At 66.6% G+C, this 17,929-nt stretch carries 13 protein-coding genes; 5 read left to right on the top strand and 8 right to left on the bottom strand.

The window, feature by feature from the left end; genetic code table 11:
- Nucleotides 1-7 precede the first annotated feature (7 nt).
- On the bottom strand, nt 8-1,264 hold the full coding sequence (locus PX52LOC_RS17325) for a DUF1501 domain-containing protein (RefSeq protein WP_149111286.1): 1,257 nt from the start codon (nt 1,262-1,264) through the stop codon (nt 8-10).
- Nucleotides 1,265-1,404: 140 nt separating this feature from the next.
- Nucleotides 1,405-5,082 carry a DUF1553 domain-containing protein gene (locus PX52LOC_RS17330; protein ID WP_149111287.1) on the bottom strand — a complete coding sequence of 1,226 codons (3,678 nt, stop codon included), beginning with the start codon at nt 5,080-5,082 and terminating at the stop codon, nt 1,405-1,407.
- A 224-nt stretch (nt 5,083-5,306) separates the two neighbouring features.
- Between PX52LOC_RS17330 and PX52LOC_RS41655 the strand changes: the two genes are divergently transcribed.
- The 3 genes from PX52LOC_RS41655 to PX52LOC_RS17345 all read left to right on the top strand — a co-directional run bounded on the left by PX52LOC_RS41655 (nt 5,307) and on the right by PX52LOC_RS17345 (nt 8,646).
- Nucleotides 5,307-6,479: a TerC family protein gene (locus PX52LOC_RS41655; RefSeq protein WP_178132554.1), complete on the top strand. Its 1,173-nt coding sequence runs from the start codon at nt 5,307-5,309 to the stop codon at nt 6,477-6,479.
- A 78-nt stretch (nt 6,480-6,557) separates the two neighbouring features.
- Complete coding sequence (locus tag PX52LOC_RS17340) at nt 6,558-7,487, top strand: ABC transporter ATP-binding protein (protein WP_149111288.1); 930 nt, start codon at nt 6,558-6,560, stop codon at nt 7,485-7,487.
- 4 nt (nt 7,488-7,491) lie between these two features.
- Nucleotides 7,492-8,646: an ABC transporter permease gene (locus PX52LOC_RS17345; protein ID WP_149111289.1), complete on the top strand. Its 1,155-nt coding sequence runs from the start codon at nt 7,492-7,494 to the stop codon at nt 8,644-8,646.
- Here the strand turns inward: PX52LOC_RS17345 and holA are convergent.
- From holA to kdsA, 6 genes are all read right to left on the bottom strand, one after another.
- On the bottom strand, nt 8,635-9,657 hold the full coding sequence (gene holA, locus PX52LOC_RS17350; protein WP_149111290.1) for a DNA polymerase III subunit delta: 1,023 nt from the start codon (nt 9,655-9,657) through the stop codon (nt 8,635-8,637). The two genes, PX52LOC_RS17345 and holA, sit on opposite strands and share 12 nt — an antisense overlap.
- Nucleotides 9,658-9,660: 3 nt before the next feature.
- A complete protein-coding gene (locus PX52LOC_RS17355) occupies nt 9,661-10,305 on the bottom strand; it encodes an NAD(P)H-hydrate epimerase (protein WP_149111291.1) in 645 nt (214 codons plus the stop codon).
- Complete coding sequence (locus tag PX52LOC_RS17360) at nt 10,302-11,282, bottom strand: sugar kinase (protein WP_149111292.1); 981 nt, start codon at nt 11,280-11,282, stop codon at nt 10,302-10,304. Before PX52LOC_RS17360 ends, PX52LOC_RS17355 begins: the two co-directional genes overlap by 4 nt.
- 8 nt (nt 11,283-11,290) lie before the next feature.
- Nucleotides 11,291-11,647 (bottom strand): FHA domain-containing protein, encoded by a 357-nt coding sequence (locus PX52LOC_RS17365; RefSeq protein WP_149111293.1) that lies wholly within the window; start codon nt 11,645-11,647, stop codon nt 11,291-11,293.
- A 122-nt stretch (nt 11,648-11,769) separates the two neighbouring features.
- Nucleotides 11,770-13,581 carry a hypothetical protein gene (locus tag PX52LOC_RS17370; RefSeq protein ID WP_149111294.1) on the bottom strand — a complete coding sequence of 604 codons (1,812 nt, stop codon included), beginning with the start codon at nt 13,579-13,581 and terminating at the stop codon, nt 11,770-11,772.
- A 27-nt stretch (nt 13,582-13,608) separates the two neighbouring features.
- Entirely contained in the window at nt 13,609-14,439 is an 831-nt protein-coding gene (gene kdsA / locus PX52LOC_RS17375) for a 3-deoxy-8-phosphooctulonate synthase (RefSeq protein ID WP_149111295.1), read from the bottom strand.
- A 282-nt stretch (nt 14,440-14,721) separates the two neighbouring features.
- On the opposite strand from kdsA, the gene PX52LOC_RS17380 reads away from it, so the two are divergent.
- Nucleotides 14,722-16,395 carry a sensor histidine kinase gene (locus PX52LOC_RS17380; protein ID WP_149111296.1) on the top strand — a complete coding sequence of 558 codons (1,674 nt, stop codon included), beginning with the start codon at nt 14,722-14,724 and terminating at the stop codon, nt 16,393-16,395.
- A 50-nt stretch (nt 16,396-16,445) separates the two neighbouring features.
- A complete protein-coding gene (locus PX52LOC_RS17385) occupies nt 16,446-17,924 on the top strand; it encodes a sigma-54-dependent transcriptional regulator (RefSeq protein WP_246173750.1) in 1,479 nt (492 codons plus the stop codon).
- The last annotated feature ends 5 nt before the right edge of the window (nt 17,925-17,929 follow it).

Genomic DNA, 17,929 nt, shown 5'->3' on the forward strand with positions numbered 1-17,929 from the left:
TGCCGCCTCAAAACATCGCCGTGATCGGCTTGCCGCCGTCGGTAATGGGGACGGGGCGGGAACCGTCCATGAGTTCTTTGCCCGGGTCGATGCCGAGGGCGGCGTGGATCGTGGCGTGGAAGTCCGGCAGCGGCACGGTGCGGTCGACGATCGTCTTGCCGAGGTCGTCGGTTGTGCCGTAAGCGCCGCGGTGGTTCAACCCGCCGCCGGCCAGCAAGAGCGAGAAGGTTGTGCCCTGGTGCCCGCGCCCGCCGCGGCCGTCGAACTCGGGCGGACGGCCGAACTCGGTGCCGAGAACGATCAGCGTTTTGTCGAGCAGTTTTTGGGCCTTCAAATCGACGATCAGCCCGGCGAGCGCGCGGTCGAGTTCTTGAACGAGCAGGTGTTGGTTGTCGATCCCCTCGTTGTGGACGTCCCACCCGGTGCCGTTGAGGAAGTTCAAGTTGTGCGACACCTCGACGAACCGCACGCCGGCTTGCACCAGTCGCCGGGCGAGGAGGCAGCGCTGGCCGAACTCGCCGCCGTAGGACTCGCGCACCGCGGCCGGTTCGGCTTTCAGGTCGAAGTGCCGCATGAACTTCGGTCCCGCCAGTCGCAGCGCGGCCGCCTGGCTCTCTTCGTACTCGGCGAGAAGCGAGCCGGTTTCGGCGTGGCCCGCGGTCGTGCCGAGTAACTTCTGCCGGGCGGCGGCCCGGCCCTCGTCCACGTCCGCCGGCCGCGTGAACCCCGCGGGGCCGGTGGTCGTGTCCACGAGGTAGACGTAGCCCGCCTTCGAGCCGAGGAAGCCGGGACCGCGACTCACGTTCGGGTAGCCGATGAGCATGTACGCGGGCACACTCGGGTCGGCTGCGCCGCGCTCGTGGGCGATGATCGACCCGATCGAGGGATATGTCACGTTGCCGCTGACCATCCGCCCGGTGTGGACGAGGTTCGTGGCGAATGCGTGCTCGTCGATGACCTTGTGGTTGACCGTGCGAACGGCGGTGACGTGCTCCATCACCTTGGCCACGTTCGGCAGGTGTTCGCACACCCGCACGCCCTTGACCGCCGTTTCGATGGAATCGTACAGTGAGCCAGCCTTCTTATTCGGCCCCTTGTTCGCGGCCTTCGCCTTCGGGTCGAACGTGTCGAGTTGGCCCATCCCGCCGCCGAGCCAGAGGAAAATGCAATGCTCGGCCTTCCCCTTCGGAAGTGCGGGCGAAGCCGTACCGATGGCGGGAAGGGTCGCGGCGGCGGATGCGGCGAGAAAGTGTCGGCGGTTCATGGGAAGGTCTCGGTATAAATCGAAGACGTTAACCACAGAGGGCACAGAGAACACCGAGGAATATGGATCAAGAATGATTCCTTCTCGTCGGCCTTATTTGTCTTTCTCTGTGCCCACTGTGGTTAACGTCTTCGGGAATTTCAGGGCGTGAACACGAACTCGGGTGCGTTCACCATCGCCCACAACACGTCTTCGAAGCGTTTCCGCCACGCGGCGCCAAGGCGGGCGGTCGGCGGATCGCCGGCGCGGGCGTCGGCTTCCTGTTGCTGGCGAACGAGCGTTGCTTGAGGGTCGAGGTGGTTCGACCACGTCACGTAAGGGATCGGCCGCCGCGTGGGCGGTGATTGTGGCGGCACGTCGCGAACGCGGTTGGCGAAGCCCGTAGCAAGGTACTCACGGTAAGCATTCTTCTCCTCCGGGGTCGGCGGGCGGGTGAGGATGCGAAGCGTCAACGTCTCGACGATCTGCTCGGGCGAGTCGGCGGTGAGGGCCAGTGGCGTCAGGCCGTGGTCGTCGCTGAGGCGGGTGAGCCAGCCGCCGACGACGCCGTTTTGCAGGATCGCCGGTTGCAGCACGTTGGGCGATTGGTCGCGGTCGGTGAGCGGGTCTTGCCGGGTGCCGCGCCAGCCGAAGGCGGTGAGCACGTCCGACACGGCTTGAATGCGGGGCAGGGCGAGGCTTGGGCGGTCGCGCTCGTTGGACGTCGAAGTCAGCATCCACGACCGCCGCGGGACGCCCAACGAGATCGACGAGCCCAACTCGCGGGCGCCGTCGATGTCGAGGCTGACTTCTTCCAGGTTCATCGGCTTGCCGGTTGCGGCGAACAGCGAATCGACCACCTGCTCGGCCGTCAAGCGGCGGCGGGCGGGGGCGGTGAACAGCACCGGCGTCGCGGCTAGCGAGGCATCGGCGGTGCGCTGGTAGGCGTGCGAGTTCAGGATCATTCGCGAGAGGTGTCGCACGTCGTAGCCGTGGCGAACGAAGTCGCGGGCGAGCCACCGCAATAACTCGGGGTGCGACGGCCGGGCGCGTTCCCAGTCGTCCACCGGCTCAACGAACCCGCGACCCATCAGGCGTTTCCAGATGCGGTTGACGACCACTTGCGCGAACCGCTCGTTCTGTGGGGCAGTCAGCAGTGCGGCCAGACGGTCGCGGCTGTCGGTCGCGTCCTCGGCGAGCTCGCGGCCCGCCGCTTCCGGCACGAATCGCGCGAACGGCCACGCGGGCGGCAGGTCGGTGCCGGGCTTCAGCGTGATGCTGATGAGCGGCTTCCGCCCGCCCGGCGCGTGGACCTTGTCCACCGGCACGGTGCTGCTGACCGGCAGCTTGATCGTCTTGCCGGCGAGCATCGCGGCTAGCCCGAACAGGTCGGCTTGCGTCGAGCGATGGCCGGGGGCGTCGTGGCAGCGGGCGCACTTCATCTCCACGCCGAGGAAGGCGGTGCTGATGATCGTGCCCTTCGCGGCCATCGGGACGTCGTTCTGCGACGCGACGCCGAAGCCGGCCGGCCCGCCGAAGCGGGAACTGCCTTTCATGCGGACCAATTCCGTCACGAACAAGTCCATCGGCTTGTTGTCGAGCAACGACTCGTAGAGCCACCAGCGGAACGGGCCGGTGTTGTTCAGCGTCGGGTTCAGTATGTTCGGATTCTCGGCCAGCACGTCGAGCCAGTAGCCCATGCCGTGGTCGGCCGCCCGCGGGTCGGCGAGCAGTTTGTCGACGAGCTTCGCCCGCTTGTCCGGTGCGGGGTCTTTCTCGAACGCGCGAATTTCCTCCAGCGACGGCACAACGCCGACGGCGTCGAGGAAGACGCGGCGGAGGAACACCAGGTCGGGTGTCAACGCGGTGACAGTCGTGTGGTCTACCCGCAACTCGGGCCAATCCGCCCCCTCGCGAATCCAGGTTTCGAGCGTGCGGACTTGTGCGGCGGTGAGTAGCTCCCCCTTCGGCGGCATGACGCTGTCCACGTCGTGCGACTGCACCCTTTGCAGAACCGCGCTCGCCTTCGGGTCGCCCGGCGTGATCGCGGGGCCATCGTTCTTCCCGCCCGCAACGGCGGCCGCGCGGGTGTCGAGCCGCAACCCGCCCTTCGTCTTCTCGCCGTTGTGACAACTGGCGCATTTCGCTTCGAGGATCGGTTGAACCTGCTCGAAGAAATCGACCGTGCCCTTCTTCGCGGTGGCGGTTTGCCGGGCCGCGGCAATCTTCGTGGCGAGGAAGTGGTCAACGGCGTTGTTCGCCGGGTAGCCCGCCGGCAGCGACGGCACGGGTACGTCGTCGGTACCCGCGAGCCAGTCGCGGGCCGCGTCGCGGCGCTTCTGCCAGTAGGCGGTGTGTTCCTGCCGCTTGGCAGCACGGGCGGCGGCGTTCAACTTCGCCAGGCGGTCGCTCCGCTCCGCGTGGTAGGCCGCCCAACCGTCGTCCGTGTACGGCACGACGCGAGACGTGGGCGAGAGCAACCGCCACCCGGTCTCGCCTTGCGGCGAGATGGCCACGACGGTTTCGCCGAGTTCGGGCCGTCGGGGACTCTTCCCGAGGTAACTGCCGACGACCGTTTCGAGGATCACGAACCGATCACCGCCGGGGGAGTTGAACTCGGCCCACGCCTCGCGATTGCCCGGCGGGGCGAAGCGGAAATCGGGGCCGAGGTTCAAGTAACTGTCGGCCTTTCGCACTAAACCGTGCCCGCTGCCGTCGCCGGTTTGGAACGGCGTCGTCAGCACAAGGTTGCCGTCGATGTACAGACGCGCCGCCCCCCGACCGCGGAGGAGCAACCGATGTTTCCCTGCGGGCATCGGCACGACGGCGGCCGACCGCAGCAGAAAGGGGAACGCCCGGTCGTCGCGCACACCGGTATCGACGTACTTCTGGGGCACCTCGAAGAACCCGAAGGCGTCTTCACGGTACGTCTCACTCGCGGCCGGCGGAAGATCGGGCCAGGCGTTGCGCGACGGTAACCCGGTCTCGCAGAGTTGCACGAGCACCTGCCCGCGGGGAACGTCGGCCCGGTTCAACACCGGCGGTGGCGGCACGAACTGATAGCGGTTTTGCAACGTCGCGTCCGGCACGGCGGTCCGCCAGAGGGTGAGATCGTCGATCCGCCCGCGGAAGGAATTGGCCGCCCCGCCGCCGTTGCCCGTGCCGATGGTCAGGTCGTCGGCGTCGCTGACCGGCGCGCGGTCGGTCGCGCCGCCCATGTCCCAAGTGCCCGGCACGATTTCGCCGTCGATGAACCCGCGAATGCTTTTCGGCTCGCCGAAGGTGTAACGGACGGCGACGTGGTGCCAGCCCGCCGTGGCGAACCCGCGGTCCGTCGTCCAGCGGTGCCAGTCACCCGGCGATGCCTTCGTGCCGACGCTGGCGAACAAGAAGCTGACCCGGGCCTCGCCCTTCTCGCCCTTCAACCGCAGGGCGTAGTTTTGGTTCTTCTCGGGGAAGCCCTTCTTGCCGTTCCGCCCCTTGCCGACGAGGTACGCATAGTTGCCGTCCTTCAACTCGCCGACTTGCACCCAAGCTTCCAGCGTGATCGTGTCCTTCAAGCCGAACCGCAGTTGGGCGTCGGGCCGGTCGGCCTCGCGCACCGTCAGGCTCGGATGAGTCGCAGAAAAGACGGCAGCCCGATTTGTCGCCGCGAACGCCGGGTAGGTTGACGGTCGCGGCCCGTCGTCGAGCGGCGTGCCCTTCGCCACGCCCCACTCGGCGGCCCCGTCGAAGTGCCACGCGGCGACCGGCCCGTCGGGGGAGTCGGAATCGTTTTGGGCCAGGATCGACGGCGTGGATGCGAGCAGAAGCGCCATCGCGAAGAAGCGGGAGAGCATCGCGAGTCCCGGTAGGGGTCAACGGAGTGAGTTGAAGTGTACCGCAAATGCCGCGGTCGAGCAACGATCGATTCGGGTACCCACCGGATCGCGGCCGGAAACCTTATCCCATTTTGTGTCCGGGGCCGGCAGAGGGTAATATCGCGGCGTCGGAAAACGGGGGTGACGAGGGCGGGGCGTCCCGTATAGATGCTGGGTTCGGTGTTACTCAGGAGGTTGGGTTCATGCCCCGGTTCCGCTCGCTCGCGTACTTGCTCGGCGGCCTACTGCTCGTCGGGTGGATGCTCGCCGATCTCGCACGGGCCGACGGTGGTGCGGCCGACGCCCCGCACGCGGCACCGCAGGGCGCGACGGTCACAATCGAGGACACGGCCGGCCGGCCGCAAAAGGGTACGGTCCCTCCGACGCTGGCGATCACCACCGAGTTCGGCCACCTCGACCTGGCGCTCGACAAGGTGAAGACGATCGACTTCCTGACGGAAGACGGCCGCACGCGGGTCATCGTCGAACTGTTGAGCCAGCACCACCTCTACGGCGACGTGGTGGCGAGGGAGTTGGCACTGACGAAGCCCGATGGCACGACCGAATCCATCAAGGTCGCCGACCTTCGCGAGTTGAAAGTGGTTCGCCCGTCGATGAACCTCTCGCTGACGGGGGCGCTCATCGGCCTCGTGACGTTGGCGGTCATGGAGATCGTCCTCGGCGTGGACAACATTATCTTCCTCGCCATCATCGTCGGCCGGTTGCCGAAGGAACAGCAACCGCGGGCGCGGAAACTCGGCCTGTTCGCGGCCCTCGGCACCCGCATCCTGCTGCTCTTTTCGCTGTCGTGGCTGCTCGGCCTGACGAAACCCGTCTTCACGCTGCCAATCACCGGCGTAACGCCGGACGCCCGCGACATCTCGTGGCGGGACATGATCCTGCTGGCCGGCGGTGCATTCCTGATCGTGAAGAGCGTGATGGAGATGCACCACAAGCTGACCGAGTCCCGTGCCCACGCGAGCGGGGAGCCGGCGAAGCCGGCCGCCGCGCCGAGCTTTGCGAAGATCATCGTGCAGATCGCGATCATCGATATCGTCTTTTCGCTCGACTCGGTCATCACGGCCGTCGGCATGGTGGACACCCTGTGGGTGATGATCACCGCCATGGTCCTGGCGATGCTCGTGATGCTCTGGTTCTCCGGCCCGCTGTCGAACTTCGTGGACAAGTACCCGACGGTGAAGGTGCTCGCCCTCAGCTTCCTCATCCTCATCGGCGTGCTGCTCGTCGCCGAGGGCATGGGCCAGCACATCGACAAGGCCTACGTCTACTTCGCCATGGCCTTCGGCGTCGGCGTGGAACTCGTCAACATCATGCTCCGGCCGAAGGGCCTGACGAATTACATCGTCGGGAGGTAAAGCCGACTCACTTCGGCTTGCCCCGCTTCCCCATTCGGGGTATTGCTGACGCTCGTTTCCGATGACGGTGGAGCGTCTATGCCCCTGCCCGTGGCGATCCGGCTGGAGAACGTCTGCGCGAAGTACGCGGCCGTCCGGGCCGTAGAGGGCGTCTCACTGTCCGTCCACCGTGGCGAAATCGTCGGCCTGATCGGGCCGAACGGCTCGGGCAAGAGCACCACACTTCGCCTCGCGGCCGGCCTGCTCGATCCCGTTGCCGGCACTGTCGAAGTCGATGGGCTCGCGCGCGAATCCGACCCGTTGCGGTACGCCCGCCGCGTCGGGTACGTGCCGCAGGACGCCGACTTGTACGACGAACTGACGGCCGAGCAGAACCTCGAATTCTTCGCCCGTCTCTACGGTCTCCGCGGGTTCGAACTGGACGCCGGCGTTTACCGCGGCCTCGCGCGGGCGAAACTGGTCGACCGGGCGAACGACCGGGTCCGCACCTTTTCCGGCGGCATGAGACAGCGATTGAGCATTGCCGTGGCGCTGCTACACGACCCGGCGGTGCTGCTCCTCGACGAGCCGACGGCCGCGCTCGACCCGGCGAGCCGTGACGCCCTTTTTGCCGACCTGCACAAGCTGCGGGACGAGGGGCACGCGATCCTGCTGACGACGCACCACCTCGATGAAGCCGAGAGCGGGTGCGACCGCATTGCCCTGCTGGAACGCGGTCGGCTCGTTGCGGAGGGGTCGCCGGGGGAATTGATGCGGACGAAGTCGAGCGGGCGGCCGGTGCTGTTCGGCCACCTGAGCGAGCCTTTGGCGAAGTTCGTCGAGCGGCGCGCCCGCCTGCGGCTCGGCCCCGGCGTGGAACTCGAAATCACCGGCCGCCGGGTGCGGCTCTCCGCGTGGGGCAGCGACGACCTCGGCCGGGCGTTGGCCGTCCTGCTCAGTGAGGGTGCGAAGCTCGACGCCTTCCGCACGCCCGCGGGCCGACTGGAGACGAACGCCAAGGCGGCGTAAAGTCATGGCGAAGCTCTCCCTCATCCTGACGCTCGCGGGCAAAGACTGGCGGCTCTTTTGGGCCGACCGGCGGGCGGCCGTACTGTCGTTCGTGGTGCCGATCCTGCTCGCGTCGGCCTTCGGCCTGATCTTCGACCGCCCCTCCCACGCAGACTCCCAAGTGAAGTTACCGCTCCTGATCGTGGTGGAGGGCGATTCGCCGTTCGTGCGGCAGGTCGTTGCCGACCTGGAAGGGTGTTCGCGGATCGAAACGCAAGTCGTTTCACGCGAGGAGGCCGACCGCCGACTGGAGGATCGTCGGCCCGGCGTGGCGGTCGTCATCCCGGCCGGCTTCGAACAGTTCGCGGAGCGGCCGACACTCGAAATCCGCCACCACCCGCTGTGTGCGATGGAAGCGCAATGGGCCGAGGGCGTCGTGACCGAGGTCGTGATGAAGCGGTACGCGGCCGACCGACTCGGGCCGCTCGTCGGCACGCTCGCGCTCCAGCCGCCGTTCGAAACGCACGCGGTCGCGGTCGGCGGGCCGGAGACGCGGTTCAACTCCTACTCCCACAGCTTCTGCGGCATGACGATCCAGTACCTGCTCTTCTGGGGCATGGAGAGTGGTCTGTTGTTGTTGCGGGAACGCCGCCGCGGCGTCTGGCAGCGCCTCCGCGCGGGACCGGTGCCGTTCTCGACGGTGCTCATCGGCAAGGCGTTCGCGACGGCGGGCATTGCCCTGCTGCAAGCGCTCACGACCTTCGCGTTCGGCTACCTCGCCTTCGGCGTCACGGTCGGCCCGTCGGTCGTCGGCTTCCTCGTGATGGCGTTCGTCGTCTGCCTGTTCGCCGCGGCCATCGGGCTGCTGGTCGCCGCCGTCGGCGGCACCGAGTCGCGGGCCAGAAGTGTCAGCGTCCTCGCCATTCTCGGCTTATCGATGCTCGGCGGGCTGTGGCTGCCGACGTTTCTGCTCCCCGGTTGGCTTCGTGACGTGTCGCTGTCGCTGCCGACGACGTGGGCCATGCGCGGCCTCGAAGGGGCGACGTGGCAGGGCCGCGACTTCCTCGGCACGCTGCCGAGCGTGGCCGCGGTCCTCGGCTTTACGGCGCTGTTCCTGACAGTGGCATGGTGGAAGCTCGCCGCCGCGGAGAAGCGGGAACACCGCGGTCTAACGATTTGACGGTTCATCCCGCGGCCGGGCCAGCCGCACGACCAATCGTTCGACTTGCAAGCGGTTCGGCAGTTGGCTGCCGCCCTTGAGGCCGAGGTTGATTTCGACGAGCCAATCGGTCAGCTTGTCCAGCCGTCGACGGCCGAGGTGCCGGAGTTGCTTCTCGAACTTCTGCCGGGCTTCCGGCCACTTCGGCACGTTTGCCCCGTCCATCGCCACGCCCATCGACAGCCCTTCCTTCGTCTGCCGGCCCACCGAGGCGAGCTTCCGCAGTTGGCCGGTCATCGCCCCCATGACGGCGAGCGGGTCATCGCCCTCTTCGAACAACTCCGACAGAAGCTTCAACGCCACGTCTGGCTTCGCGTCGCCGACGGCGTCCAGAATGTGAAAGACGTTCGCCGCCCGACTGCGGCCGACGAGCGAATCGACCATCTCGGCCGTGATGCTCGCCTTGTCGCCGACAGAGACACTCAGCTTTTCGAGTTCCTGCGCCAGTAAGCCCATTTGCGGGCCGACGAGTTCCACCAGGAACTCGGCCGCGTCGCCGTCCAACTTCTTCTTGAACTGCGCCTTCGCCCAGCCGACGCACCACGCCGGCAGCTTGTTGGCGTAGGGCGACTTGCACACGACCTTCGCGGCGTCGGGCAGAGCCTTCGCCAGTTTCGTCGTCTCGGGGAAACTCTTCACGTCGAGAATCAGCACGCCGATCTTGCTGGGGTTTGCGACGTACTTCTCCAGCGATTCGCGACAGTTCGAAACGAACAGGTCGGCCGGTTCGACCACAACAACGCGAGCCGGGCCGATGAACGGCAGTGTGTCGAGTTCGTTGCGAACCGTCGAGAATTCGAGCTTGTCCCCGGCGAACGGCGACACCGCGAGGTCGTGATCGGCATCACCGAGGACTAACGACAGGATCGCCTCGCGGCAGTGCCGTTTGAGGAAGTCTTCGTCGCCGAGGAGGACGTACACCGGCAGGCGTTTCGACTTCGCGGCCTTGTCGAGAAAGGCGAGGGCGTCCATGCGTTAGCTCCGGTAGCCGTCCACTAACTTCTTCGGCGCGCCGATGCCGATGACGTGAACTTCGCCGGTCCACTCGCGAGACGACGGGTTGCGGAAGCCGAGCTTCGCAGCGACGAACGTGGCCGTGTGGGCGGCCTTCACGGTGGGGCCGAGTGGCTCGCCCGTGTCGCAGTCGAGGCCGGACGGGATGTCGATGGCGAGAACGGGTTGGCCACTACTCGCGATCGCGTTCACGATTTGGTCGAACGGCTTCCCCAACCCGCGGCTCAACCCGGTGCCGAAGAGCGCGTCCACGATCCAACCGCCGTGAGGTTGCCACTCCGAAATCGACTGAAGGGGCAGGCCCATCTTGGTCACGATTTCGAAGTTCGTTTCCGCGTCGGCCGGCAGGTAGCCTTCCGCCACGAACAGCGTGACCGACCACCCGTGATAGTCGAGGTGGCGGGCGATCACGAAGCCGTCACCGCCGTTGTTTCCGGGGCCGCAGAGAATGGCCGTCAGTTGCTGTGTCGGGTTCAGCCGCATCAGCAACTCGGCGCAGCCGCGGCCGGCGTTCTCCATCAGCACGATGCCGGGGACGCCGTACTCCTCGGCCGCCCGGCGGTCGAGTTCGCGAACCTGCTGACGCGATAGGTAGAAGTCACTCATCGGCGAATCCGCAAACCGTGACCCTTCAACAACTCCTCGACTTCCCCGCGGGAAATCCAGGGCAGGTCGCCGGGGATGGAGTGCTTGATCGCCCCCATCGCCGCCCCGAAGTCGAGGCCGTACTGGAAGTCGCCCGCCAGGATGCCGTCGATCAACCCGGCCGCGAGCGCGTCGCCGGCCCCGAGGCGGTCCACGATCTCGACTTCGTAGTCGGCTGTCGTGAACAGTTTCCCGCCGGTGAAGCCGATCGCCCCGAACGTGTTTCGCCAAACCAGCGGCGTGCTACGGCGAACGCCGGCGACCATCGTGACGCCGAAGGTGTCGATCAACCTCGCGGCCACTTCCGCGAAGTCGCGGCCGGTGATGCCGAAGAGGTGTTCCGCGTCCGGTTCGCTGGCCAGCAACAGATCGCACGACCGCAGCAGTTCGCTCATCGTCCGGCCCGCTTCTTCGCGCGTCCAGAGCTTCGAGCGATAGTTGAGGTCGATGCTGGTGCGAACGCCGGCCGCCTTCGCCGCCCGCAACGCTTCGCCTGTCACGGCGGCCGCGTTCTCGCTGAGGGCCGGCGTGATGCCGGTGACGTGGAACCACTTCGCCCCGGCAAAGGTCGTCGGCCAGTCGAAGTCGCCCGATTGCACGCGGGCGATGCTGGAATCTTTGCGGTCGTAGAGGATCGAACTCGCCCGGGGAGATGCGCCGGATTCCAGGAAGTACAGGCCGCACCGGCCGTCGTCGGTGAATCGCACCCGCGGCTCAACGCCGGCCTCGCGCACGCGGTTGGCGACCAACTGTCCGAGTGGGTTGTCGGGCAACCGCGAGACCCACGCCGCGGACCGGCCGAGGCGGGCGAGGCCGACGGCGGTGTTCAACTCCGCGCCGCCGATTTCGACGTCGAACGTGCGCGACTGTTCGATTCGTTGGAAGTGCGGCGTGGCGAGGCGGACCATCGCTTCGCCGAAGGCGATCACGTCGGGCATCGGTGGGTTCAGGAGGTGTAGTTGTCCGGCAGTACGTTCACCTTGATCGCTTCCTTCTTCTCGTCCTTCTTCGCGGCCGGCTCTTCGCCGAACTTGACGAGGTACTTGAAGTTCGCGATGGCGAGGTTGTCGTTCGGCAGCAGGGCGGCGCGGCGGACGCGGGTGCCGTTTACGCGGGTGCCGTTGGTGCTGCCGAGGTCGCGGACCAGCACGAGGCCCTCGGTCTTCACGAGTACGCAGTGCTGCTTCGAGACGCTCTTGTGGTCGATGAACAGGTCGCAATCCTCACTACGGCCGACGAGCGTGAGGTCCTTGCTCAAATCCAAAACCGGGCCGCCATCGACCGGGACAAGTCTCGCACGCATGAGCGGGGCACCTGGGGCGTTGGGGGTTCCTGGTATTGTTACTCGCCGGGCGGCGAAGTGCAATTCCGTTGCCCCCATTCGGCGGCGGTCCGTGAGAATAAGGGCCGGATTTCGTGGAACGCTCACCACCCGCTCGTCGGGTTCACGGCGAGGCGGGCGGCACGATCCGCGAGGCCACGGAGGTGGGCCGTGCGTTCGGGGTGGGCGTTCAAGTACGGCTCCGCGACGGTGAAGTGCCGCGCCCAAGCGTCCTTCGCGACGGCCCAGGCGTCCTTTGCGGCTTTCTCCGCGGCCGCCCGGGCGGGGTCGCCCGGCGGGGTGCGGTGCATCCGAATGCTCACCCGCTCCGCCTGTTCGTGCTTGCAGGCGGCGAGGAAGTACGCGGTCTCGGCCGCCGCCACCGGCACGATGAGCGTGTCCTCGAAGTGCTGAAGGACCGGGCCGCTCTTGCTCCAGAACTCGGTGACGGCCTGCTCGGCGGCCGGCAGGTCGGCCTGGTTTTGCGGCAACCGGGCCTGGGAGAGTTGCTGGTAGACTTTGGTCGCCTGGGCCTGCCACCCGGCGACGGCGTTCCCCGGGAGGGCCGTCGCACGGTTCCGGTCGCGGGCCGCGTTCAACTTCTGTTCGAGATCGACCATCGCCCGGATGAGCTCGTTGAACTGGCCGCGATCAAGCTTCTCGCGGGGGTTGTTCGCGAAAATCCACGCCTGGAGGTGGCCGAAGAATCCGCCCTGCAGCCGCTCGCGGACTTCCGGGATCGTCAGGTCGGCGGGCGGCCGGAAGAGTTCGGTCGGCACTTGATGGTACTTCGTCACCAGGTCGAACAGCCGTTGATCCTTCGGCGAGGAGTCGATGCCCCCGTCTTCAACGGGCAGGAAGGTTTCCTGAACCCGCGTGTAGCAGAACAGGTCTTGCCGGCCGGCCGGTGCCCATAGCTTCGCGGCGGGGCCGAAGTTCTTGAGCGTCTCGGCCACGTTGCGGTAGAGGTTCACGCCCACGTCGGCGGCGGTCTTCTGTTCCATCACCTTCATGCGCGGCGTGGTGGACGAAAAACTGAACGCCGCGTACACGGTGGCGGCCTTCACGTCGTCGACCGGCACGTCCCACGGCGTGTTCTTGTCGTCCCGCCAGGGCTTGAGTTGATCGGGGTTGGCGAGAACCTGGGCCAGTGTGCCGATGCTCCCGTTCGGGCCGGGGAACGGTTGGCCCCGCCACGGGTCGAAGAGCGCGATCTGGCCGTCCGGCAGTTGCGCGCCGACGGCCCAGAACGGCCCTTTCGTCGGTTGGCCGTTGGCCACGACTTGACTCGCCGCCTGCTCCCGACCCGGCGGGCCGATGAGGCACCCCGGCAGGCCGAGTTGTTGGAGCACGGCCAAGAAGGTGTACGCCCGCTCCAGGCCGGTGCCGTAGCCACGCAGGAGCACGTACTGCGGTGGGAGGGGTTGCGTCAGGATGAAGCCGTTCGGCGTCAGCGTGCCGCCGTAGCGGAGGTAAACCTGCCGACAGACCCAGTCGAAGCCGAACATGGCCCGCCGCTCGGCCGTGTGGTTGCCGAGGTCGAGGGACCGCACCGCGTCGCGGAGGATCAGGCACTCGGCGACGTACGAGGCGTCGAGGTTGGTGAACGTGGTGCTGGAAACTTCCTTCACTTCGTTCGGCGTCAGTCGCAGTTGCTCGCCGAGCGATTGGATCGCGTCGGGAGGCAACGTCGGCAGTTGCTCGGCGTTCGGGTTGTTCGCCAAGTCGGAGGTCAACTGCGCGACGGCCTGCCGCATGCCGGCGATGTCCGGTTGCTTGCGGAGCGTCGTCGCGGCCGTCGGCCACGGGTCGAGGGTCTGCGCCGGCGACTTGCCGTCGGTCCGGGTCGCGGCGGGCTGGGGTTTCGAGGAACAGCCGGCGAGCACGAGCGTGAGTAACAGGAAGGAGCGGCGCATGAGAACTCGCGAGTCTTGGGTCGGATGTCAGAGTGATTCGACGGCTGCCCGGATGCGGAGGCATGCCTTTAGCAGCGTCGGCAGTTCGGCCAGCGGGATCATGTTCGGCCCGTCGCTCGGCGAGCGGTCGGGGTCCGGGTGCGTCTCCAGAAAGAGGCCGTCGCACCCCGCGGCCACGGCCGCCTTCGCCAGCGTCGGGACCATCTTGCGGTCCCCCCCGGTCCGGTCGCCGAGCGCGCCTGGAGTCTGTACGCTGTGGGTGCCGTCAAAGATCACCGGGGCGGCCGTTTCCTGCATCCACGGGATCGACCGCATGTCGTTGACGAGCAGCCCGTAACCGAAGGTCGTGCCGCGCTCGGTCAGCAGCACGTTCGTGTTGCCGACTTCGGCGAGCTTGTTCACGACGTTCTTCATGTCCCACGGGGCCATGAACTGCCCCTTCTTCACGTTCACCACCCGGCCCGTCTTCCCGGCGGCTTCGAGCAGGTCCGTCTGCCGGGCGAGGAACGCCGGAATCTGCAACACGTCAATGACTTCCGCGGCCGGGGCACAATGGCCGACCTCGTGAACGTCGGTCGTCACGGGGAAGCCGAAGGTTTTCTTCACCGTCTCCAGCACCCGAACCCCGGCTTCCAACCCAACGCCGCGGAACGACTTCCCGGAACTGCGGTTCGCCTTGTCGAACGACGCTTTGAACACGACCGAGATCTTCAACTCGTCGGCGTACTTCCGTAGCGTCTCGGCGATTCGTAGCGTGTGGTCGAGTGACTCGATCACGCACGGCCCCAGGATGAACAGCAGTGGCTTTCCGCCGCCGACGGTGTGCGGGCCAACGGTGACAGTCCGTGTCGCGGGCATGGGTTCTCCTCGGATCGGGTCTGGGGACTAGGGTATGGGGTCTGGGGGCTGGGGTCTGGCAGAAAAATCTGCCGCCCTTACCGGCGGGTCCGTCCGACCGTGCTTCTACGGCCCGGCGAGCAAACCCTTAATTTGGGCCGGTTCTCTCCTGCCCGGACCCAGACCCTGGGCCTCGGACCCCTTCTGCAAAAATTGCTCTCCCGTTGTAAGAACGACTCTGGTAGAGTCCCTGACCCGATCATTCCGGGAAGGCGTCGGTTCCACGCGGCAAGGAGGCTGCGAGTGGCCCGTCCGTGGCGGCTGCGGCACAAATTGGTGTTCGGTCTGGCGCTGGTCATCGCCAGCATCGCCCTGCTGATCGGCGGGGCGGCGCTCGGCTTGACGTCCTACGTCGAGGCCGAGCGGCTGGCCGACCACAAGATGCACCAGATTCGCGTCATCATCATTCTGCGCGACCACATCCACTACATGGCCACCTACACGCCGGTCAATCGGCCCGAGGAAGCCGCAAAAATCCCGTCGAAGTCCAACGAGCCGGCCGTCTGGCCGGGCTCGGCGAACGCGAGGGCCGAGGAGCAAAAGCAGATCCTCATTCAGCTCGGCTACGCGGAAAAGGCCGTGGCCTATTACCGGGAGACGTTGAAGACGACCGAGCCGTTCCGCGGCAGCGACCCGGACGAGGGCGAGGGCGAACGACACGCGCTCGGGCGCATCGAGCACTCGCTCGCGGCCTTGCGAAAAGCCGTAACGGCCCGCGGCGCGTCCGTCAGCACCACCGGCGATAGCCGACTCATCGACGACCCGCCGGTGCGGGCGGCCCACTCGGAACTGCTGAAGGAATCGACCGAACTGTTCACCCTGCTCGGCACAGACATCAAGTACTCGTTCACCCAGGCCGATTCCAACCGGAAGCGCGGCACGGTGATCGCCTTGACGGCCACGGTCATCGCGGTCATCCTCATCATGACCCTCCTCTACTACTTCAAGGTCTGGGTCTTCAGCCCGATTCGCCAACTCCAGGCCGGCGTGCAGCGGGTTCACGCGGGCGACTTCGACAGCCCGATTCACATCGGCTCGCGGGACGAACTCGACGAACTCGCCAACGAGTTCAACACGATGACCGCCCGCCTCCGCGACGTGTACGCCGACCTCGCCCGGCAGGTCAACGAGCGCAGCCGGCAGCTCGTGCGGTCGGAGCGCATGGTGTCCGTCGGCTTCCTCGCCGCCGGCGTCGCTCACGAGATCAACAACCCGCTCGCGTCGATCGCCTTCTGCTCCGAGGCGCTCGAACGCCGGGTGGACGAAGTTTCGAAACGCCTGACGCCCGGCGACGCGGAAGTGCTGGCGAAGTACCTCCGCGTGATTCAGCAGGAAGCGTTCCGTTGCAAACAGATCACGCAGAAGTTGCTCGATTTTAGTCGTTCTGGCGAAGGCCGCCGCGAATCGACCGACCTCGGCCGGCTCATTCAAGACGTGATCGACGTGGCCCGGCCGTTGCCGAACTGCCGCGGGAAGTCGATCGAGTTCAACCCGGTGTACGTCGTCGCCGCCGTCAACCCGCCGGACATGAAATCGGTGGTGCTGAACCTCGTGGTAAACGCTCTCGACAGCATGGACGAGGGTGGGGTATTAAGCATCGCCGCGGCCCGCCAGGGGGAGTTCGTCGAACTCTTGTTCCAGGACACCGGCTGCGGCATGACGCCCGAAGTGTTGCAGAACCTGTTCGAGCCGTTCTACACGCGAAAGCGGACTGGCAACGGGACCGGGTTGGGGCTATCCATCAGCCACCAGATCATCGACCAGCACGGCGGCACGGTCGCCGTCACCAGCGACGGCCCCGGCCACGGCAGCACCTTCGTGGTGCGGTTGCCCGTGCAAGCCGTCGTGAAACGCCCGGCGGCGACCGACGAACCGGACATTCTGCCCCTGCGACCGCTCCAGCAGAAGGTCGCGTGACGATTCAGCCCTGGGTTTGCAGCTTCGAGATTTGAGACGAGGAATACGAAGTGAATCCGACCCCGCAATTGAAACTCCGCATCCTGTTCGTGGACGACGAACCGCACCTGCGGGAGTTCATGAAGACGGAGTTGCCGCGCCTCGGCCACGACGTGACCGTCTGCCACGACACGCGGTCGGCCGTGGAGACGCTGGCGCGGGCCACGTTCGACGCGGCCATCCTCGACCTGAAGATGGAACACGACACGTCCGGCCTGCAAGTCCTCACGCACTTGAAGCAGGTGTCGCCGGACACGGAAGCGGTCATCATGACCGGCTACGCGAGTCAGGAAACGACGGTCACGGCCCTCCGCCTCGGGGCGTTCGACTACCTCACGAAGCCGTGCAAGCTCGCCGACATCGAAGGCTTGTTGTTCCGCATCACCGAGAAGAAGAAGCTCAGCAACCATGCCGCCGCCCTGCAAACGCGGGTCGTCGCCGCCGAAGGCCCCGGCCGGATGATCGGCACGAGCCGGGCGATGCTGCCCGTCGTGCAGTTCGTGGAAACGGTCGCGCCGACCGACGCGACAGTGCTCATCACCGGCGAGACGGGCACGGGCAAGGAAGTCGTCGCCCGCTCGATTTTCATGAAGTCGCACCGGGCCGGCATGCCGTTCGTGCCGGTGAACTGCGGGGCCGTCGCGCAGAACCTCGCCGAGAGCGAGCTGTTCGGTCACCGCAAGGGTTCCTTCACCGGGGCCGACAAGGATCGCAAGGGGATGTTCGAGGTCGCCAACGGCGGCACGCTCTTCCTCGACGAACTCGGCGAACTCGACAAGAACATTCAGGTGAAGATGCTCCGGTTCCTGGAGTCCGGCGAGGTCCGCCGCCTCGGCGACACCGAGTCGATCACGAGCGACGTGCGGGTGGTCTGTGCCACCAATCGGGACTTGCGGAAGGAGATCGCCGAGGGCCGGTTCCGCGAAGACTTGCTGTTCCGGCTGAACACGTTCCACATCCACCTGCCGCCGCTCCGCGAGCGGGTCGAGGACATCCCCGACCTGGCCCTGCACCTGCTGGCCCGCCACGCCAAGCGGCCGGCCGAGAGCTTGGTCGGACTGCTCACGTCGGACGCCCTGCAACTGATGATGGGCTACTACTGGCCGGGCAACGTGCGGGAACTGTCGAACGCGATGGAGTACGCCTGGATCGTCAGCGGCGGTCGGCCGATCACGGCCACGCACCTGCCGCACGACGTCCGCAACGGCCGCCCGGCCCCGATGGCGGCCCCCACGCCGCCGCCCGCAACGCTACCGTTCCCGACGCAGACCTACGCTCCACCGCCGGCCATGATCGCTCCGGCTCCCGCCGCGCCCGCTCAACCGCGGGGCAAGACGCTCGAAGACGTGGAAATGGAGTACATCCTTCAGGTGTACGCGAAGAACAACCAGAACAAGCAGGCGACGGCCACGGAACTCGGCATCAGCCTGAAGACGCTCTACAACAAGCTGCACAAGTACGAAGACGAGCGCCAACGCAACGCCGGGTGATCGGC

The sequence above is a fragment of the Limnoglobus roseus genome (assembly GCF_008254045.1).
Lineage (GTDB): Bacteria > Planctomycetota > Planctomycetia > Gemmatales > Gemmataceae > Limnoglobus > Limnoglobus roseus.